This is a genomic window from Amycolatopsis pigmentata, from assembly GCF_042684065.1.
Lineage (GTDB): Bacteria > Actinomycetota > Actinomycetes > Mycobacteriales > Pseudonocardiaceae > Amycolatopsis_E > Amycolatopsis_E pigmentata.
In genome coordinates this window covers 218,863-235,742 of sequence record NZ_JBHUKR010000006.1, presented here as the reverse complement: position 1 = coordinate 235,742, position 16,880 = coordinate 218,863, and the positions used below count along the sequence as shown (strand labels likewise).

General features: G+C 67.4%; 17 protein-coding genes. 11 read left to right on the top strand and 6 right to left on the bottom strand.

The window, feature by feature from the left end:
• Window positions 1-8: 8 nt before the first annotated feature.
• Together ACFSXZ_RS09110 and ACFSXZ_RS09105 are read right to left on the bottom strand one after the other, a co-directional pair.
• The gene (locus tag ACFSXZ_RS09110) at window positions 9-557 is read right to left on the bottom strand and encodes a flavin reductase family protein (RefSeq protein ID WP_378263315.1); all 549 of its coding nucleotides are present in this window, start codon (window positions 555-557) and stop codon (window positions 9-11) included.
• A 46-nt stretch (window positions 558-603) separates the two neighbouring features.
• Window positions 604-978: a RidA family protein gene (locus tag ACFSXZ_RS09105; protein ID WP_378263313.1), complete on the bottom strand. Its 375-nt coding sequence runs from the start codon at window positions 976-978 to the stop codon at window positions 604-606.
• 115 nt (window positions 979-1,093) lie between these two features.
• On the opposite strand from ACFSXZ_RS09105, the gene ACFSXZ_RS09100 reads away from it, so the two are divergent.
• Window positions 1,094-2,344 (top strand): metal-dependent hydrolase family protein, encoded by a 1,251-nt coding sequence (locus ACFSXZ_RS09100; protein WP_378264754.1) that lies wholly within the window; start codon window positions 1,094-1,096, stop codon window positions 2,342-2,344.
• Between the two features lie 17 nt (window positions 2,345-2,361).
• On the opposite strand, the gene ACFSXZ_RS09095 is transcribed toward ACFSXZ_RS09100, so the two are convergent.
• On the bottom strand, window positions 2,362-3,135 hold the full coding sequence (locus ACFSXZ_RS09095) for a hypothetical protein (protein WP_378263311.1): 774 nt from the start codon (window positions 3,133-3,135) through the stop codon (window positions 2,362-2,364).
• 110 nt (window positions 3,136-3,245) lie between these two features.
• On the opposite strand from ACFSXZ_RS09095, the gene ACFSXZ_RS09090 reads away from it, so the two are divergent.
• The 5 genes from ACFSXZ_RS09090 to ACFSXZ_RS09070 all read left to right on the top strand — a co-directional run bounded on the left by ACFSXZ_RS09090 (window position 3,246) and on the right by ACFSXZ_RS09070 (window position 8,693).
• Complete coding sequence (locus ACFSXZ_RS09090; RefSeq protein ID WP_378263309.1) at window positions 3,246-4,166, top strand: hypothetical protein; 921 nt, start codon at window positions 3,246-3,248, stop codon at window positions 4,164-4,166.
• Between the two features lie 132 nt (window positions 4,167-4,298).
• Window positions 4,299-5,225, top strand: coding sequence for an NAD-dependent epimerase/dehydratase family protein (locus tag ACFSXZ_RS09085; RefSeq protein WP_378263307.1), 927 nt, complete (start codon window positions 4,299-4,301; stop codon window positions 5,223-5,225).
• Window positions 5,226-5,281: 56 nt separating this feature from the next.
• Window positions 5,282-6,520 carry a metal-dependent hydrolase family protein gene (locus ACFSXZ_RS09080; RefSeq protein WP_378263305.1) on the top strand — a complete coding sequence of 413 codons (1,239 nt, stop codon included), beginning with the start codon at window positions 5,282-5,284 and terminating at the stop codon, window positions 6,518-6,520.
• A gap of 90 nt (window positions 6,521-6,610) precedes the next feature.
• Entirely contained in the window at window positions 6,611-7,987 is a 1,377-nt protein-coding gene (locus ACFSXZ_RS09075) for an MFS transporter (protein WP_378263303.1), read from the top strand.
• Between the two features lie 82 nt (window positions 7,988-8,069).
• Window positions 8,070-8,693, top strand: coding sequence for a helix-turn-helix domain-containing protein (locus tag ACFSXZ_RS09070; RefSeq protein WP_378263301.1), 624 nt, complete (start codon window positions 8,070-8,072; stop codon window positions 8,691-8,693).
• Here the strand turns inward: ACFSXZ_RS09070 and ACFSXZ_RS09065 are convergent.
• Window positions 8,655-9,578: a LysR family transcriptional regulator gene (locus ACFSXZ_RS09065; protein WP_378263299.1), complete on the bottom strand. Its 924-nt coding sequence runs from the start codon at window positions 9,576-9,578 to the stop codon at window positions 8,655-8,657. The two genes, ACFSXZ_RS09070 and ACFSXZ_RS09065, sit on opposite strands and share 39 nt — an antisense overlap.
• A 96-nt stretch (window positions 9,579-9,674) precedes the next feature.
• On the opposite strand from ACFSXZ_RS09065, the gene ACFSXZ_RS09060 reads away from it, so the two are divergent.
• The 3 genes from ACFSXZ_RS09060 (at window position 9,675) to ACFSXZ_RS09050 (ending at window position 12,941) form a co-directional block, all read left to right on the top strand.
• Window positions 9,675-10,853 (top strand): acyl-CoA dehydrogenase family protein, encoded by a 1,179-nt coding sequence (locus ACFSXZ_RS09060; protein ID WP_378263297.1) that lies wholly within the window; start codon window positions 9,675-9,677, stop codon window positions 10,851-10,853.
• Window positions 10,850-12,028, top strand: coding sequence for a CaiB/BaiF CoA transferase family protein (locus tag ACFSXZ_RS09055; protein ID WP_378263296.1), 1,179 nt, complete (start codon window positions 10,850-10,852; stop codon window positions 12,026-12,028). The genes ACFSXZ_RS09060 and ACFSXZ_RS09055 overlap by 4 nt, the downstream gene beginning before the upstream one ends.
• 61 nt (window positions 12,029-12,089) lie before the next feature.
• On the top strand, window positions 12,090-12,941 hold the full coding sequence (locus tag ACFSXZ_RS09050) for a 3-hydroxyacyl-CoA dehydrogenase family protein (RefSeq protein ID WP_378263294.1): 852 nt from the start codon (window positions 12,090-12,092) through the stop codon (window positions 12,939-12,941).
• 54 nt (window positions 12,942-12,995) lie between these two features.
• Here ACFSXZ_RS09050 and ACFSXZ_RS09045 read toward each other — a convergent pair whose 3' ends face one another.
• Together ACFSXZ_RS09045 and ACFSXZ_RS09040 are read right to left on the bottom strand one after the other, a co-directional pair.
• Window positions 12,996-13,751 (bottom strand): SDR family NAD(P)-dependent oxidoreductase, encoded by a 756-nt coding sequence (locus tag ACFSXZ_RS09045; RefSeq protein WP_378263292.1) that lies wholly within the window; start codon window positions 13,749-13,751, stop codon window positions 12,996-12,998.
• A gap of 22 nt (window positions 13,752-13,773) precedes the next feature.
• A complete protein-coding gene (locus tag ACFSXZ_RS09040; RefSeq protein WP_378263290.1) occupies window positions 13,774-14,265 on the bottom strand; it encodes a DoxX family protein in 492 nt (163 codons plus the stop codon).
• 10 nt (window positions 14,266-14,275) lie between these two features.
• On the opposite strand from ACFSXZ_RS09040, the gene ACFSXZ_RS09035 reads away from it, so the two are divergent.
• Together ACFSXZ_RS09035 and ACFSXZ_RS09030 are read left to right on the top strand one after the other, a co-directional pair.
• A complete protein-coding gene (locus ACFSXZ_RS09035; RefSeq protein ID WP_378263288.1) occupies window positions 14,276-15,076 on the top strand; it encodes a nuclear transport factor 2 family protein in 801 nt (266 codons plus the stop codon).
• Between the two features lie 54 nt (window positions 15,077-15,130).
• Window positions 15,131-16,825 (top strand): CocE/NonD family hydrolase, encoded by a 1,695-nt coding sequence (locus ACFSXZ_RS09030; RefSeq protein ID WP_378263287.1) that lies wholly within the window; start codon window positions 15,131-15,133, stop codon window positions 16,823-16,825.
• Window positions 16,826-16,880 lie beyond the last annotated feature (55 nt).

The following is a 16,880-nucleotide window of genomic DNA, read 5'->3' as shown; positions in this document are numbered from 1 at the left end:
TTGGCTGCTCACCACGGGGCCGACAGCAGCCATTCAGGCGGGGATTCGGCCACCGCCGGCTCGGAAACGAAGCCCGGCGCGGACGGCCCCAGGAAACCGCCGAACGCGCCGCGGGAATAGATCAGCGGCTCACCTTCGGCCAGGTGGACCTCGGTGACCTCGCCCAGCACGATGGAATGGTCACCACCGTCGAGCACGCGCACGGTGTCGCATTCGACGGAGGCGATGCAACCGGTGAACAACGGGATTCCGTGTTCTCCCGGCCGCCACGAATTGCGCTGGAAACGTTCCGGATCGAAACGCGCGAAACTCAGTGCGAGGTCCGCCTGACTCTCGGCCAGCACATTGACCGCGAAACGCGCCGAGCCGGTCAGGTCATCGTGCGAATAGCGGTCACGCCCGACGCAGAACAGCACCAGCGGCGGGGTCAGCGACAGCGAGGAGAACGCGCTGATCGTGCAGCCGATCGGCAAGCCGGCGCCATCGAGCGTGGTGACGACCGTGACCCCTGAGGCGAACCGGCCCATCGCTTCCCGGAACCCGGCGCTGCCGGTCATGTCGCCACCACTTTCCGCACTCCTCGAACCACTGGTCAAGAAATTCCTACAGTGCCGCGACACCTTGTACCTCGAATGAGATCCCGGCGCGGGCGAACCGCGCGATCAGGGTGGTGCGGGCCGGGCCAGGCACCGGCCAGCGCTTCAGGAACTCCTCGTTCCAGGCGTCCATCATGTCCTCGGCGGCGACGAAGGCCTCGATCTTCACCATCCGCGCGAGCGTGGTGCCCGCTTCGGTCAGTGTCGACTCGAGTTCGCGGAGCGCTTCCACGATCTGTTGCTTCGCCGGTACCGGATCCCCGTCCGGGCGTTCGAACGCGCTGGGCGACACCATGCCCGAGGTGAAGACCAGCCCGGCGGCCGTGACCGAACCGGGCAACCACGAAACAGGTCCTGGAGTGCGAACCAATTGCATGCTCATGGGAACTCGCTTTCGCCGGAAGGAACCGCCGACGCTGGGGTTCACAACTGGAGAGATGCTAGCATGCCAGTTGCCGGTAACCCAATGGTCAAAATCGATGGAGAGGTAAGTGCAGATGATCCTGCTGGACAATTGCCTGGTGTTCGACGGCGTCTCCGCCGAGCTCGCCGACGGCCGCGCCATCCTGATCGAGGACGGCATCATCCGCGAGATCGGGAAGGCCGGCCGGCTGCCGGGTAAGGCGACGGTGCTGGACCTCGGCGGCCGCTTCGTCATGCCCGGCCTGATCGACGCCCATTTCCACAGCTACTGGTACGAATGGGACGGACGCCGTATCGACGCCACGTCGCCGCAGTTGCGGATCCTGCACGCGAAGCGACAGCTGGAAGGCACGCTGCGGCGTGGCTTCACCACGGTACGCGATGCCGGTGGTGGCGATGTCCACCTCGCCGAGGCGTTGCGGCTCGGACTGATCGACGGACCGCGATTCTGTTACCCAGGACAGGCTTTGACCCAAAGCGGCGGGCATGCCGACCTCCGGGAACCGGCCGAATTTCCCGCTTCCGGCACGACCCGGCAGAGTCTGCACGCCTGCCCCTACAGCGGCGCGATGTCTCGGGTCGTGGACGGGCCCGAGGAGATGCGGCGGGTGGTACGCGAACATCTGCGCCAAGGCGCCACCCACATCAAACTGCACACCTCCGGCGGTCCGACGGCCTCGGAACACGACCCGGTTTGGTACACCCAGTTCAGCGAGGAAGAGATCCGCGTCGCCGTTTCCGAAACGAGCCGCCGCCGCGCCTATGTCATGGCCCATGCGCACTCGAACGACGCGGCCAAGATGTGCGCCCGTAACGGCGTGCGCTCCATCGAGCACGTTTCGTTGCTGGAGGCCGACGGCGCCCGGGAGCTTGTCGAGAACGGCGCGTTCGCCGTACCCACGCTCGCGATACTCGGCGCGATCGTCCACATTGGTCCCAGCAAGGGACTCGGCCCGGCGTGGACGAACGCGGCCGCCTCGGCGCTGCGGTCCGCCCTCGGCTCGCTGGAACTGCTGCACGCGGCGGGCGCGAAGATCGGGTTCGGCACGGACCTGTGCGGCGTGTACGGCGACCAGCAACTCACCGAGTTCCGACTGCGGAGCGATGTCCTGCCGGCCCTCGACATCCTCCGCTCCGCGACCTCGGTCAACGCCGAGTTGATCCAGCGGGCGGGCGATCTCGGCACCATCGCCGTGGGTGCCCGTGCCGACATTCTGGCGATCGACGGCAACCCGCTCGACGATATCGCGGTACTGGAGAACCCGGCACGGATGGCCATGATCATGCGGGGCGGCGAGTTGATCACCGCCCCGCAGACCGCCTGACCGGAACCCCCGGCGCCTCAGGCAGGCACCGGGATGTGGTTGTACTGACCGATGCCCTGGACGAGCAGGGCACGACTGGGTCCGCCCGCGATGCCCGACACGAAATGCGGCATTCCTTTCGGGACGGTCAACGTCTCACCGGGAAGCAGGACATACGACCGTCTGGGGTCACGCGTCTCCACCCGCATGGGTTGGTCCAGGCAGAAGAAGTTGTCCGCGATGACGTCGTGCCGATGCCACGGGACGCACTGCCACGGGCCCAGCGACTGCACAATGATCCGCAGGCCCGGCGCCTTCGCGACCGTGTCCAGCCGCACCAGTCCGGGCGTGTAGGCGCCCCAGTCCTCGTCCAGCGCCGCGGCCAGCGCGGCCCGGTCGAAACCGGCCGAGTCGGTGATCGTGGCGATCGCGGAACGGTGATCGGCCGGTCCCTCGGTCTCCACGGGGGCATACGGTCCACCGGTCGCGAACGCAAGGTATCGCGCGGGGCCGTCCGTGTCGTTCCCGATGCGATAGGTCAACCCCGGGGGCACGGTGTAGATCTCGCCAGGGCCGAGGTGAAACGTGTAGTCGGGATCCACTGTGTCCACCGCGACCGTCCCCGCCATTCCGACAAGGGTCAGCGACGCCCGGCCGGCAAGCCACGGAGAGGGACCGCCCACCGGAACTTCCTCGATCCGCACCTCGAGTTCGCCCGACGCGGCAATCGTGCCAGGTTTGGACAGGTCTGCCATCATGGTGACTTCTCCCTTTCCTCGCGCGGAACCACCGACACCGCGTCGAATAGTCATTCTAGCATTGCAACTCGCCATTTGCATGCTAGAATTTCAGCCGATCGTCATGGATCGGTGGTGGCCGACGGCCGGCTACGCCGGCCATGTTCTCCCGCAGGAGGCTTGCCATGTCAGCGAAGCACGTACCCCTCCCCGAAACGCTCCCGCCCCCGTTCAGCTTCAGCGGGATGCTCGCCGAGCTTTTCGGCGAGTCCCCTTCGGACGAAGAAGCCGAGGACTTCGCCCCTCCCGCACTCACCCCGCTGCGCCGGCCGGTCGAGGAATCCACCTTGGGGCTGTTCGTCAGTTGCGGCGTTTACCATCGTTCGCAGGAGCCTCTGGGAACGGTCAACGACCTGTCGTACCGGCTCATCGATCGCGATATGCCCTACGACGAGCTCATCCTCGGACACGGAGCGCTGGTCCGTAAGTTCGCGGTGGGAGACCTCAACGTCGCCTATCCCCGGGAGCGCCTCGTCGAACTCGAGCGGGAAGGGGTGTTCCGCGCACTCGCCCCGCAGGCGGTGTCGATGGTCGGCGCCATCGGCAGCTACACCGACCTGATGCGGCGGACGGTGCCGGCGATCGCGGCCGAGTTCGAGCGCCAGGGCGTGGATCTGGTGCTCCTGCTGCCCTTCTGTCCCAAATGCCATACGACCGTTTCCCTGATCGCGCGCGGCCTGGAAACACGCGGCCTGCCGACCGTGATGACCAGCTGCAACTGGGAGGTCAGCCAGGCGATCAAGGCGCCGAGGACGGCGTTCCTGGACTTTCCGATGGGATGCCCGGCCGGAAAACCGGGTGAGCCCGCACTGCAACGCGAGGTCCTGCGCACGACGCTGCGGGCCGCCCCCGATTTCGCCGGACCCTGGCGTCCGCTGGAGCTTCCCTTCTCCTGGTCGCCGGACGGCAGCCGGGCGTGGGAGAAGGAGATCCGCGACCTCTACGCGAACGATGCCGGCTTCGCCGCCCGCCGGGCCGCCGTCGAGTCCACCGTCGAAAAACTGGCCGGCCAGGAAGACGAGTTCGTCATCCGCTGCGACTGCTGACGCGGACCCACCGGCGAGTCCTTGCTGCTTCGGCAAAAAAATTCGCCACCCGCCGGACTTTCGGCGAACCTACGCGTCCGAGGGCATCTCGTGCGGTCAGGGCACTTGCCCCAGGAAGAGAAGGGAATCTCCATGCACGTTTTCGTCACCGGGGCCAGCGGCTACATCGGCTGTGCCGTAGCCCTCCGCCTCCTCGAGGCCGGGCACACGGTCACCGGTCTGGTCCGTGACGAGGCCAAAAAGGACAGCCTCGCGCAGTTGGGTATCCAGCCGGTGGCAGGCACCCTCGACGACTCGGCGGTGCTGACCGAACAGGCCCGCCAGGCCGACGCGGTCGTCAACGCCGCCAACAGCGACCACCGCGAGGCGGTGGAAACGCTCGTGCTCGCGCTGGCCGGCTCCGGCAAACCACTGATCCACACCAGTGGCTCCAGCATCGTGGGCATCGGCAGCGACGGTACCGTCTCGGAGGCCATATTCGGCGAGGACATCCTCGACCCCGGGTCCGGCTGGGAACCCGAGCACCCGGTCCGCGCGGCTCGCGTCGCCATCGATCGGTTCGTCCTGGCCGCCGCCGGTAAGGGAATACGCACCGCGGTCCTGTGCCACAGCCTGATCTACGGAAACGCGCAAGGACCAGCCCGCGACAGCGTGCTCGTCGCCGCGCTGATCCAGCAGGCCCGGGCGCGCGGAGTGGTCGAGCAGGTCGGCCCCGGCGACAACATCTGGTCCACAGTGCACCTTGAAGACGTCGCCGACCTGTACCTGCTCGCCCTGGAGAAAGCACCTGCCGGCACCTTCTGTTTCAGTGAGAACGGTGAGGCTTCCTTCGGCGAGATCGCCGGGGCCATCGCGCGTTCTCTCGGGTTGCCCGGCCCCCGGCCATGGGATCCCGGCTCCGCCGACAACACCTGGCACCCCGACTTCGGCAGGCACGCCCTTGGCACCAACAGCCGGGTACGCGGCGATCACGCTCGCGAGTTGCTCGGCTGGCGTCCTCGGCACCGGTCCATCACCGACTGGATCGCCGGCACCGACCTCACCGCGAACATGCCGTAGCCGCCGGTCTCCCGGCGGACCAAGTCCGGCCAACCATCGGGAAGAGGAGCCTTCAGATGATCGTCCTGGACAACTGCCTCATGTTCGACGGCGACTCCGCCGAGCTCACCGAAGGTTCCCGGATCGTCGTCGAGGAGGGCATGATCCGCGAGATTGCAAAGGCGGGCGGGCCGTCCGGGCGGGGCAAGGTCATCGACATGGGCGGACGTTTCGTCATGCCCGGTCTGATCGACGCGCACTTCCACAGCTACTGGTACGAGTGGGACGCGACGGCCATCGACGCCACGCCACCGCAGTTGCGGATCCTCTACGCCAAGCGCCTGCTCGAGGCCACGCTACGGCGTGGCTTCACCACGGTTCGCGACGCGGGCGGTGGTGACGTCACCATCGCCCGCGCACTGGAACTCGACCTCATCGACGGGCCACGGTTCTTCTACCCCGGCCAGGCTCTCACCCAGTCCGGCGGACACGCCGACCTCCGCGGGCGGAACCACTACGGACCCGATCTCCGGGAAATCACCGGCTGTGCCTACGCCGGCACGATGTCGCGCACCGTCGACGGGCCAGACGAGATGCGCCGGGTCGTGCGCGAGCACCTACGGCAGGGCGCGACGCATATCAAGCTGCACACCTCCGGCTGCCCGTTCCCCATCGAAGAAGATCCGGTCTGGTACACGCAGTTCACCCCCGAGGAGATCCGGGTCGCCGTCGACGAAACCACGCGCAGGCGGCGCTACGTCATGGCACACGCGCACTCGAACGAAGCGGCGATCATGTGCGCCGAGAACGGCGTTCGCTCGATCGAACATGTCTCCTCGATCGAGGCCGATGGCGCGCGGGCAATCGCCGCACACGACGCGTTCGCCGTTCCCACGCTCGCCGCGCTCAGCGCGCTCGTGGAGGCCGGTCCGGGCATGGGGTTGGCCCAGCCCCTTCTCGAAGGCGCGAAAGAAAAGGCACAGCGGGCCCTTACCTCGATTGAACTGCTGCGCGCGGCCGGCGCGCGAATCGGCTTCGGGACCGATCTTTGTGGCGTCTTCGGAGACCGCCAACTGACCGAGTTCCGGCTCCGCAGTGAGGTCTGCACCCCGCTGGAAACCCTCAGATCCGCGACCTCGGTCAACGCCCGGATCATGCGGCGGGAAGGTGAGCTGGGCACGATCGCGGTGGGCGCGCACGCCGATCTGCTGGCGATCGACGGCAATCCACTGGAGAACATCCATGTCCTGACCGAACAGAATCGGATCGCGATGGTGATGCGGGGCGGGAAGATCATTACCGGCCTTCCCGGATAACCGGACCACGGATCACGAGCGGTGCGCCGGGGGGAAAGAAGTCGACCGGACACAGAGGACACCTTCCCATTCGTCCACTTTGGAGGACAGATGGCTCACCCCGGCAAGGATACCCGACGTTCTCGAACCACCCCGGGAGCGGCGGCGCTCGCGGCGTGGATCGGCACCGCGCTCGAATTCTACGATCTCTCGATCTACGCCTTTGCCGCGTCCCTGGTATTCCCCAAAGTGTTCTTCCCCACGGCCAGTACCACGCTGGGCGTCATCGCGGGGTTCGCCACCTACGGTGCGGGTTATCTGGCCCGCCCCTTCGGTTCGGTGATCTGGGGTCATGTCGGCGACCGGCTGGGACGCAAGCCGGTCCTGCTGGCAACGGTGCTGACGATGGGAACCGCGACTTTTCTCGTCGGATGCCTGCCGGGTTACGCCGCCATCGGCGTCGCGGCGCCCGCGATGCTCGTGATACTCCGCCTGGTACAGGGCATCTGCGCGGCCGGTGAGCAGTCCGGCGCGGGCTCGATGGCGCTGGAGCACGCGCCCGCCCATCGCCGGGCCTTCTTCTCCAGTTTCGCGACCAGCGGGAACGCCGCGGGCGCGTTGCTCGCCAACGCGGCCTTCCTCCCACTGACGGCCTATTTGGACACAACGGACCTGCGGACGTGGGGTTGGCGGATACCCTTCTGGGCAAGCGCGATCCTGATCGTGGTCGGACTGGTGCTCCGTCGCAGGCTGGACGAAACGCCGGCTTTCCTCGAAGAAACGGCCTCCGGACAGGTGGCCGGTCAACCACTCGCGGTCCTTTTCAAGCACCACTGGCGAGCCCTGTTGCGAACGGTGCTCCTCCTGGCGTTCTCGGCGGTGCAGCCAATAGTGTCGCTCTGGGCGCTGGCCTATGGGAAGTCCGTTGGCGTGCCGGCGACCGTCATACTGTGGGCAGGCCTGGCATCAACGCTGGCAGGCCAGTTGTTCATTCCGCTCGCCGGCCGGCTCGCCGACCGGATCGGGCGCCGCCCGGTGTTCATCACCGGCCTCGCCGGGATGGTCATTTTCGTTTTCCCCTTGCTGTGGTCGGTCGGCCACGGTCAGGTCGCGCTCATTATCGTTCTCCAAATCCTGGTGATCGGCGTCTTCGGCGCCTTGCCACTCGCTACCATCGCGGCGCTGACCGGTGAAATGTTCCCGACGCGGGTAAGGATCTCCGGTACCGGTATCGGATTCCAGTTCGGCGCCGCGATCGCCGGGGGCACTTCGCCCGTCGCGGCGGCCGCGCTCGCCAGCACGGGCCCGAACGGATGGGTACCGGCGGCCCTGTGGGGCGCGGGTGCCTGCGTCATCGCGGCCGTCGCCGCGGTGACGGCCCGCGAGACCTCCCGTATCGCCATGGAGGACCTGGGAAAGGCGTCGCCTTCCCGGAGCGGCCAGGTGAAACATCGCGAAACCTCGGCCAGGAAGGAAACCGCGAATTAACCCCCTTGCGAGCACCTGCGCACAGTATGCGAACCACACCGCAAGAGCACAAAACTCTTTGCCGCTATGGCAAAATGGACGCATGGACGACGACTTCGGGCCGGTGATGATGGCCATCGGCCCTCGGCTGCGGAGCCTGCGCAGCCACCACAACATCACCTTGACCGAGCTGGCCGCGGTGACCGGTATCTCCATCAGTACGCTCTCGCGCCTCGAGTCCGGACAGCGCCGGCCGACCCTGGAACTGTTGCTGCCCCTCGCGCGAGAACTGCGGGTGTCCATCGACGAACTGATCGATGCGCCGCACACCGGTGATCCGCGGCTGCACCTCAAGCCGATCGTCCGCAACGGCATGACCCTGGTCCCGCTCACACGCCGGGCCGGAACTCTGCACGCCTACAAACTGATCATCTCGCCCAAAATGCGCTCCCGGGAGCCGGAGCAGGCCAGTCACGAGGGCTATGAGTGGCTCTACGTGCTCGATGGGCGACTTCGGCTGGTCCTCGGCGACAACGATCTCACTCTGGGCCCCGGAGAAGCCGCGGAGTTCGACACCCACGTGCCCCACTGGTTCGGCAACGCCGACGACCGGCCGGTGGAGGTGCTCACGCTGTTCGGGCAGCAAGGCGAACGTGCCCACCTGCGGGTCCGTCCGGCCGGGAAACCTTCAAACCGAAGAGAGGGCCGAGCCGATTCGCGGCTCTGAGCCGCCATCGAGCCTGAAGAGCTCTGCCAGGACGTTCAGGAGCGCAGGGCCTGCGTCGCGCCGCCACGCCGCGCGCAAGTCGACGTCCCGGGGAGCATCGGCGAGCGAGAGGAACACCACGTGCGGGTCGGTCACGTTGCGGGCCACCGACGCCACCGTCAGATGACACCCCACCTCGGCGCTGACCAGCGCCAGCGCGGTCTGGGTGTCGGGCGCGATCTGCGCGATGTCGGCCACGAATCCGGCGGCGTGGGCGAGCCGTCGTAACCGATCGGGCAGTACGGCTCCATCGTGTGGCGGCAGCGAAACAATGGGCTCCCCGGCAAGCTGTCCGGCAGCCAGCTCCCCGGCGCCGGCCAGCCGATGGGTGGCGGGGACCGCGACGACCAGCGAGTCGGGCATCACCACGTGTGCGGTGACCTCGGCGGGAATCACATCCCATCGACCGAACGCGAGGTCGGTCTCACCCTGGACGAGCCGGCGCATCGCCGGCTGCGCGAAGTTCTGGCTCGACAACTCCAGTTCGATACCTGGCCGCCGTGAATGCACCGCCCGCGCCAGCCTCGCCACCAGCGGGTGCGTCGACACGCCGGCGAACGCGATCCGGACCAGCCCGGCCTCGCCGCCGTCGGCGGCGCGCACCGCGTCTTCCGCGCGCCCCAGACTGGCCAAGACCTCTCTGGCCGGGCCCAGAAACGCCTGTCCGCCGGCGGTGAGGCTGACCGAACGGGTGTTGCGATCGAACAGCCGGGTGCCCAGCTCCCGCTCCAGTTGCTTGATCGTGCGGCTCAACGGTGGCTGGGCCACGCGCAGTCGTTCGGCCGCACGCCCGAAATGCAGTTCCTCGGCGACGGCCAGAAAACACCGCAGTTGCTGCAGTTCCACCGCCGGCTCCTTCGGCCTTGATTATTGCGGTGAAGGTATCACAGAGGGACCAATTAAGTATTGGACTGATCTGAATTGGTCCTGGACGGTAGTCACGTGTACACCGGCAACGCCGACGTCCCCGACGACGTCTTCGCGGAGGTTCTCAGCCAGATCAACGATTTCGTGCGCACCCGGGTCATGCCGCGCGAACTGGAGATCATGAACACGGACGCCATTCCCGCCGATCTCCGCGCGCAGGCCGCGGAGATGGGATTGTTCGGGTACGCGATCCCCCAGGACTGGGGCGGGCTCGGCCTCGACCTCGTCCAGGACGTCGAGGTCGCCATGGCGCTGGGTTACACGTCGCTGTCGCTGCGCTCGATGTTCGGCACGAACAACGGCATCGCAGGGCAGGTCCTGGTCGGGTTCGGCACACCGGAACAGCAGGACCGGTGGCTGCCCGGTATCGCCTCCGGCGAGATCGTCGCCTCCTTCGCCCTCACCGAGCCCGGCGCCGGCTCCAACCCGGCCGGCTTGCGGACGACCGCGACACCGGACGGCGAAGGCTGGATCATCGACGGCGGCAAGCGATTCATCACCAACGCCACCGAGGCCGGCTTGTTCGTGGTCTTCGCCCGCCTTCAGCCGGCGCAGAAGTCCGGTACCGGTATCGCGGTGTTCCTCGTGCCCGCCGACACGCCCGGTGTCCAGGTGGGCGCCAAGGACGCCAAGATGGGCCAGGAGGGCTCCCGCACCGCGGATGTCGTGTTCACGCAGGTCCGTGTCGGCCCCGAGGCGTTGGTCGGCGGAGACGGGGAGGTCGGATACCGGGCGGCGATGACGTCGCTGGCCCGCGGCCGGATCCACATAGCGGGGCTGGCCGTCGGCGCCGCGCAGCGAGCACTGGACGAGTCGGTCGCCTACGCCGCCACCGCGACCCAGGGCGGCACGCCGATCGGAGATTTCCAGCTCGTCCAGGCGATGATCGCCGACCAGCAGACCGGCGTGCTCGCCGGCCGCGCTCTGGTCCGCGATACCGCACGGCGGTACGTGACCGGTGAGGATCGCCGGATCGCTCCGTCGGCCGCGAAACTGTTCTGCACCGAGATGGCCGGTGCCGCCGCCGACCTGGCGGTCCAGGTCCACGGCGGAAGTGGTTACATCCGTGAGGTCACGGTCGAGCGCATCTACCGCGACGTCCGGCTGTTGCGGCTGTACGAGGGCACCAGTGAGATCCAGCGCCTCATCATCGGTGGCGGGCTCGTGCGGGCCGAGAAGGAGAAGCGGTCATGACCCGCCCACTCGACGGCGTGACCGTCGTGGCCATCGAGCAGGCTGTCGCCGCCCCGCTGGCCACGCGCAACCTCGCCGACCTCGGCGCACGTGTGATCAAGGTCGAGCGCGTCGACGGTGGCGACTTCGCCCGCGACTACGACCACGTCGTGCACGGAACCGGCGCGCACTTCGTCTGGCTCAACCGCGGCAAGGAATCGATCGCCGTCGACCTCAAGACGCCGGAGGGACGCGATGTCGTCCGGCGGCTCGTCGCGAAGGCGGACGTGTTTCTGCAGAACCTCGCCCCGGGTGCCGCGGCGCGCCTCGGTCTCGGCGCCGACGACCTGCGTGCCACGCGGTCCGGGCTGATCGTGGTGAACCTGTCCGGGTTCGGCGCGGGCGGCCCGATGACCCGGCGCAAGACCTACGACATGCTGATCCAGGCCGAGGCCGGGCTCATCGCGATCACCGGCACCCCGGAAACCCCGGTGAAGACCGGCATCCCGACCGCCGACATAGCCACCGGGATGTACTGCGCGCAGGCGATTCTCGCGGCCTTGCTGCGCCGCTGGCGCACCGGCGAAGGCGCGACGGTCGAGATCTCGATGCTCGAGGCCACCGTCGAGTGGATGGGCTACGCCCTCTACACCCGGATGTACGCCGGAACCCAACCGGAGCGGATGGGGCTGGGTCATAGTTCGATCGCGCCCTACGGCGCGTTTCCCACCCGCGACGGCCGGATACTGATCGGCGTCCAGAACGATACCGGCTGGCGCACCCTCGTCACCGACGTCCTCGACGCCTCCGCACTGGCCCGCGACCCTCGCTTCGCCACCAACATCCAACGGGTGCGCAACCGCGCCGAATGCGACGCCGCGGTCGCGGCACGCACGTCCCACTGGTCCACCGCCGACCTCGACGAGAGGCTCGCCGAAGCCGGTATCCCCGCCGCCCACCTCAAAGATGTCGGCCAGGTCGTCAACCACCCTCAGCTGCGTGCCCGCGACCGCTGGCGCGAAATCGGCACCGAGCACGCCCGCGTCGACGCTCTCCTGCCCCCGGTGACCTTCGCCGATTTCGAAGCACACATGGGCGACGTCCCCGCGCTCGGCCAGCACACCCGCACGGTGCTCGAAGAGTCCGGTGTGGACGCCGACGACCTCATCGCCCGCGGCATCGCCGCCCAGGCATGAACACCCTCGTCCAAGCGGTCCCGTTCGAGACCGAGGACGGTTCCGGGAACGGAGAAAAGACATGACCCGACTGCCCACGACGGTCAGTGTGATCGGAGGCGGTCGAATGGGTGCCGGGATCGCCCAGGTCTTCGCCGCCGCGGGCGCCGGCGTGTCGGTGCTGGAAACCGGTGACACCGCGGCGGCCCGTCAGCGCATCGCCGACGGCCTGGCCAAAGCGGCCGACCGGGGCAAGCTCGCCGAAAGCCCGGACGGCGTGCTCGGCCGTGTGACGGTCATCGACGACATCGCGGCGTTGCCACCGGCCACCGAACTGGTCGTCGAAGCCGTGCCGGAACAGCCGGACCTCAAGATCGACGTTCTTACCCAGGCGGAGCAGGTAGTCGGCGACCACGCCGTGCTGGCCAGCAACACCAGCTCGCTGTCCATCACCGAACTCGGCGCCGTCCTCCGGCACCCGGCCCGGTTCCTCGGGATGCACTTCTTCAATCCCGTCCCCGCGTCCAAGCTGGTCGAGGTGGTCACCGCGGCCGGCACGACCGCGGACGTCGTCGACCAGGTCCGCACCTGGGTCCGCACTCTGGGCAAGACCGATGTGGTCGTGCGCGACTCCCCCGGCTTCGCCACGAGCCGTCTCGGCGTGCTGCTGGGCATCGAGGCGATCCGCATGCTGGAGGAAGGCGTCGCCGATGCCGATGCGATCGACAAGGCCATGGAACTCGGCTACGGCCACCCGATGGGGCCGCTTCGCTCGACGGACCTCGTCGGACTCGACGTCCGCCTCGCGATCGCCGAATACCTGTACACGACGCTCGGCGACCGGTTCGCGCCACCGCGCCTCCTGCGCGACAAGGTCGCCAGTGGACACCTGGGGCGCAAGACCGGCCAAGGCTTCCACACCTGGAATCAGTAGGACAGCCGCCGGAGCGGGGGGCCGGTTCGTTCCGGACTTCCGGAGAATGACCGGTCAGCGGACGCCGGCGGTGAGCCCGCCGTCGATCACGAAGTTCTGACCCGTGACCCACACGGACTCGTCGGAGGCCAGGTACAGGGCGAGGTGTGCCACTTCGTCACACGTTCCCGGACGGCGGATCAGGTGGTGGGACAGGTTGTAGGCGCGTTGCTCGGCCGAAACGTACTTGTCGGTGGCGGGCGATTTGATGAAGCCAGGCGACAACGAGTTCGCGCGCACCCCATGTTCAGCGCCCTCGGCGGCCAGGCTCCTCGTCAGCCCGATCACGCCGGCCTTCGCCGCACCGTGCGCGGCCTGCCCACTCGCGCCGATCCCGCGCATGCCCGAGACGGATCCGGTATTGATGAGGGAGCCGCCGCCGTCGAGGAGATGGCGCCACGCCGGCCTGCAGGTGTGGAACACGATGTCCAGCTCGACGCTCATGACATGGCGCCAGAGATCCAGGGTCATCTCGGAGAACGGTGCGAACCCGGCTCCGGAAGCGTTGTTGTACAACACATCGAGGCCACCCAGCTCTCGGACGCTCGATTCGATCCAGTCCTCGGCCGCTTCGGGGTCGGTGAGGTCCACTGTGTACCCGGTCGCGTCATGGCCCTGGTCCCGAAGCACCGCTGCCGATCGTTCGGCGCCACCCTTCTGTACGTCGCACCCGATGACCCGGGCGCCCTCCCTGACGAACAGCTCCTGCGCGGCCGCCCCCTGGCCGCCCGCGGTCCCCGTGATCAGCACACGCTTGCCCTCGAGCCGCATGTCTTGCACCGCCTCACTTGGTTCAATGGGTTTGATTCGACTGGACGGGGTCGGCGGCCCTGTCCGTTCCCCACGGAGACGGCGACATCGCCGAGGGGAAGATCGTGCCGGTGCGTGGTGTGGTCGCGATGGCGGCCAGGCCACCGATGATGGCCGAGTTGAGCATGAATTGCTGCTTGTGCTTCTCGCGCTCCAGCGGGTCGTCAGACTCCCAGAACGCGTGGGCGCCGACCGTTGTCGGGATCAGGTTGGCAGCCAGGATCGCCGATATCACCCGGGGCCGCACCCCGGCAGCGAGCAGAACGCTGCCGACCAGCTTCACCGCCGCATCCGCTCGCGTCGCGAGTTCCGGTGCGGGGATGCCGAGCTTCCTGGCGACGTCCTCGCGGATCTTCGCCGTCCGCTTGTAGGAGAGCCCACCGGCGAAAAACGGGATAGCGAGCAGTGTCCGCGCCACCAGTGCGCCGATGCTCCGGGCAAATCGGATCCGGGCGTCGGGCGTGAAGTAGTGCATCGAGCCCTCCATGTCGTTGCTGGGCCTTGTCGCCGTTCAATGGCCGCTCTGCTGTGATGAAAGCCGCGTATTCCCACCCGGACAAGTACGAATCGGCCGCGAGGCCATCGGCGTTCAGCGATATCCCGGATCGGGCCGCGTCGGCGAGCTCCGCTTCGGCGTCGCCAGTGGCGATCGCGCCCCCGCCATCGCCGAACGCCGATGGCCCGGCATGCGATTCGTATTTCCCGGGGCGGCCGGCGCGGCTTATGTTTCACCAGAGTTGCACCATCGACGGAGATGGAGACACCGAACAATGTCGGACACCGCGGAGATCGCGCTCGGGGACCTTTCGAGGCCGGATTCCTTCTTCGAGACGCTGAAGGCCGAGCGCGAGTGCTGGGACACCTATCTATACTATTTCGACATCATCGACAAGAAGAAGCCCGCCGAGTTGGCCGGCCGGTGCTTCACTAAGGACGCCGACATCGCCTACGACATGAAGGGGATGCCTCTGGTCTTCCATGGTCGCTCCGAATATGCGGCCTTCTTGGAACAGGCGATGGCGGCCCAGGAGATGACGGCCCATGTCGTCGGCCAGCATCGCTTCGTGTGGACCGACGGGAAACCGCGGCTTCTCACCTCGGTGACGTCCTGGCAATGGTTCGTCGTAAACGAGCACCTCGGCGACACCCGGCCTGCCGAATTCGTGACCATCGGCTACTCCGAGGACGATTTCGACTATGTCGACGGCACGTGGTTGATCGGCCGCCGGATCGTCAGGCCGGCCGCCGGCCTGGTGGCAATCGGCGCGCCCCCGCCGGTTGGCTGATGCGTGGTTCGAAATGAAGCCTCAATCCGCTTCCGCATCTGGAGTGGCCCCAGCATGAGTACCCCCCAAACCCCGCGCCTGGCAGACCGGATCCTGCCGGAGATGATCTGGATGGAAGCGCTTGATCCCGCCGAGGGCGGGCATCCGGGCCTTCGAACGGGCGAGTTGGTCGAGGAGGACGGCGTTCTCATCGAGCGGGACGTTCCCGTGTCGCTACGCGACGGCGTGACCGTCTACGTCGACATATTCCGGCCACCCACCGGCACCGATATTCCGGTGATCCTGACGCTGAATCCCTACGGCAAGCACGCACCGAAGGGCTTTCACCTGTTCCCGGGTGCCGACGTGCCCGACGGGGCGATTTCCCGGCACACGGTGTGGGAGGGGCCGGACCCGATGTGGTGGGCGAAGCGCGGATACGCCGTCATCAACGCCGACTCCCGCGGCTCCTGGATGTCCGAGGGAGACCTGGTCGTCCTCAGCGAGCAGGAGGGTGACGACGGTTACGACCTCGTCGAGTGGGCGGCGGCCCTGCCGTGGTGCAACGGCAGGGTCGGGATGACCGGCGTCTCCTACCTCGCGGTCATCCAGTGGCGCGTCGCCGCGACGCGGCCGCCCCATCTCGCGGCCATCAACCCGTGGGAAGGGTGGAGTGACTGCTATCGCGAGTACTTCTTTCACGGCGGTATACCGGAGACCCGGTTCGTCAGGTTCACGCAGTGGTCCTGCCGGTGCGGGACTGGGCGCGTCGAGGATTTGCCCGCGATGCACGACGCGCACCTGATGCTCGACGACTACAACCGGAGCAAGTCGGTCCCGGATCTCTCGGTGATCGACGTGCCCGCTTACTGCGTCACCGATTGGGGGGACCACGGACTGCACACGCGTGGGACGATCGAAGCCTGGCGCGAACTGAGCTCCGCGCACAAATGGCTCGAGGTCCATGGGCGCAAGAAGTGGCAGTATTACTACCGGCCCGAGAGCCTGCGTCGCCAGAAGGCGTTCTTCGACCGGTTTCTGAAGGACGCCGACGATGAGGTGGACAGCTGGCCGCCGGTGCGTGTCGAGGTCCGAGAGCGTTACTACGAGGGCGTCGAGCGCGCGGAGCGCGAGTGGCCGCTCGCCCGCACCGACTATCGTCCCTACGCGCTGGACGCCCGTGACGGTCGCCTGCTGGCCCAGCCGCCTGCCGTCGAGTCGTCGGTCGCCTACGACTCGGGTGCCGAGGACGGGCGCGCTGTTTTCGATCTCCGGTTCGACGCCCGCACTGAGGTCACCGGCTACGCGAAACTGCGGCTGTTTGTCGAGACCGACGACAGTGACGACATGGACCTGTTCGTGGCACTGCAGAAGCTTGATCGCGACGGTGCGCAGGTGCATTTCCCGTACTGGTCGATGATGAACGACGGCCAAGTCGCGCTGGGGTGGCTGCGCGCGAGCCACCGCGAACTCGACGAGGAGCGTTCGACACCGTGGCAGCCCCGGCTGCGCCACGAACGGCAACTGCCGCTTCGCCGGGGCCGGCCCGAGGCAGTCGAGATCGAAATCTGGCCGTCGTCGACGCTGTTCGAGGCGGGCGAGACACTCCGGCTCATCGTCCAGGGGCGGGACATCCACCGCTACGACATCGGACCGGCGCAGGCGCACGAACACTCCGTCAACCGCGGACAGCACCGGATCCACACTGGTGGCCGCTATGACAGCCATCTGCTTCTTCCCATCATCCCCGACGGAGCGCATAAGTCCTGATTTCGACCGGCTACCACGGAAAACAAGTCCCGGGTATGCCGACCACAAGGAATTC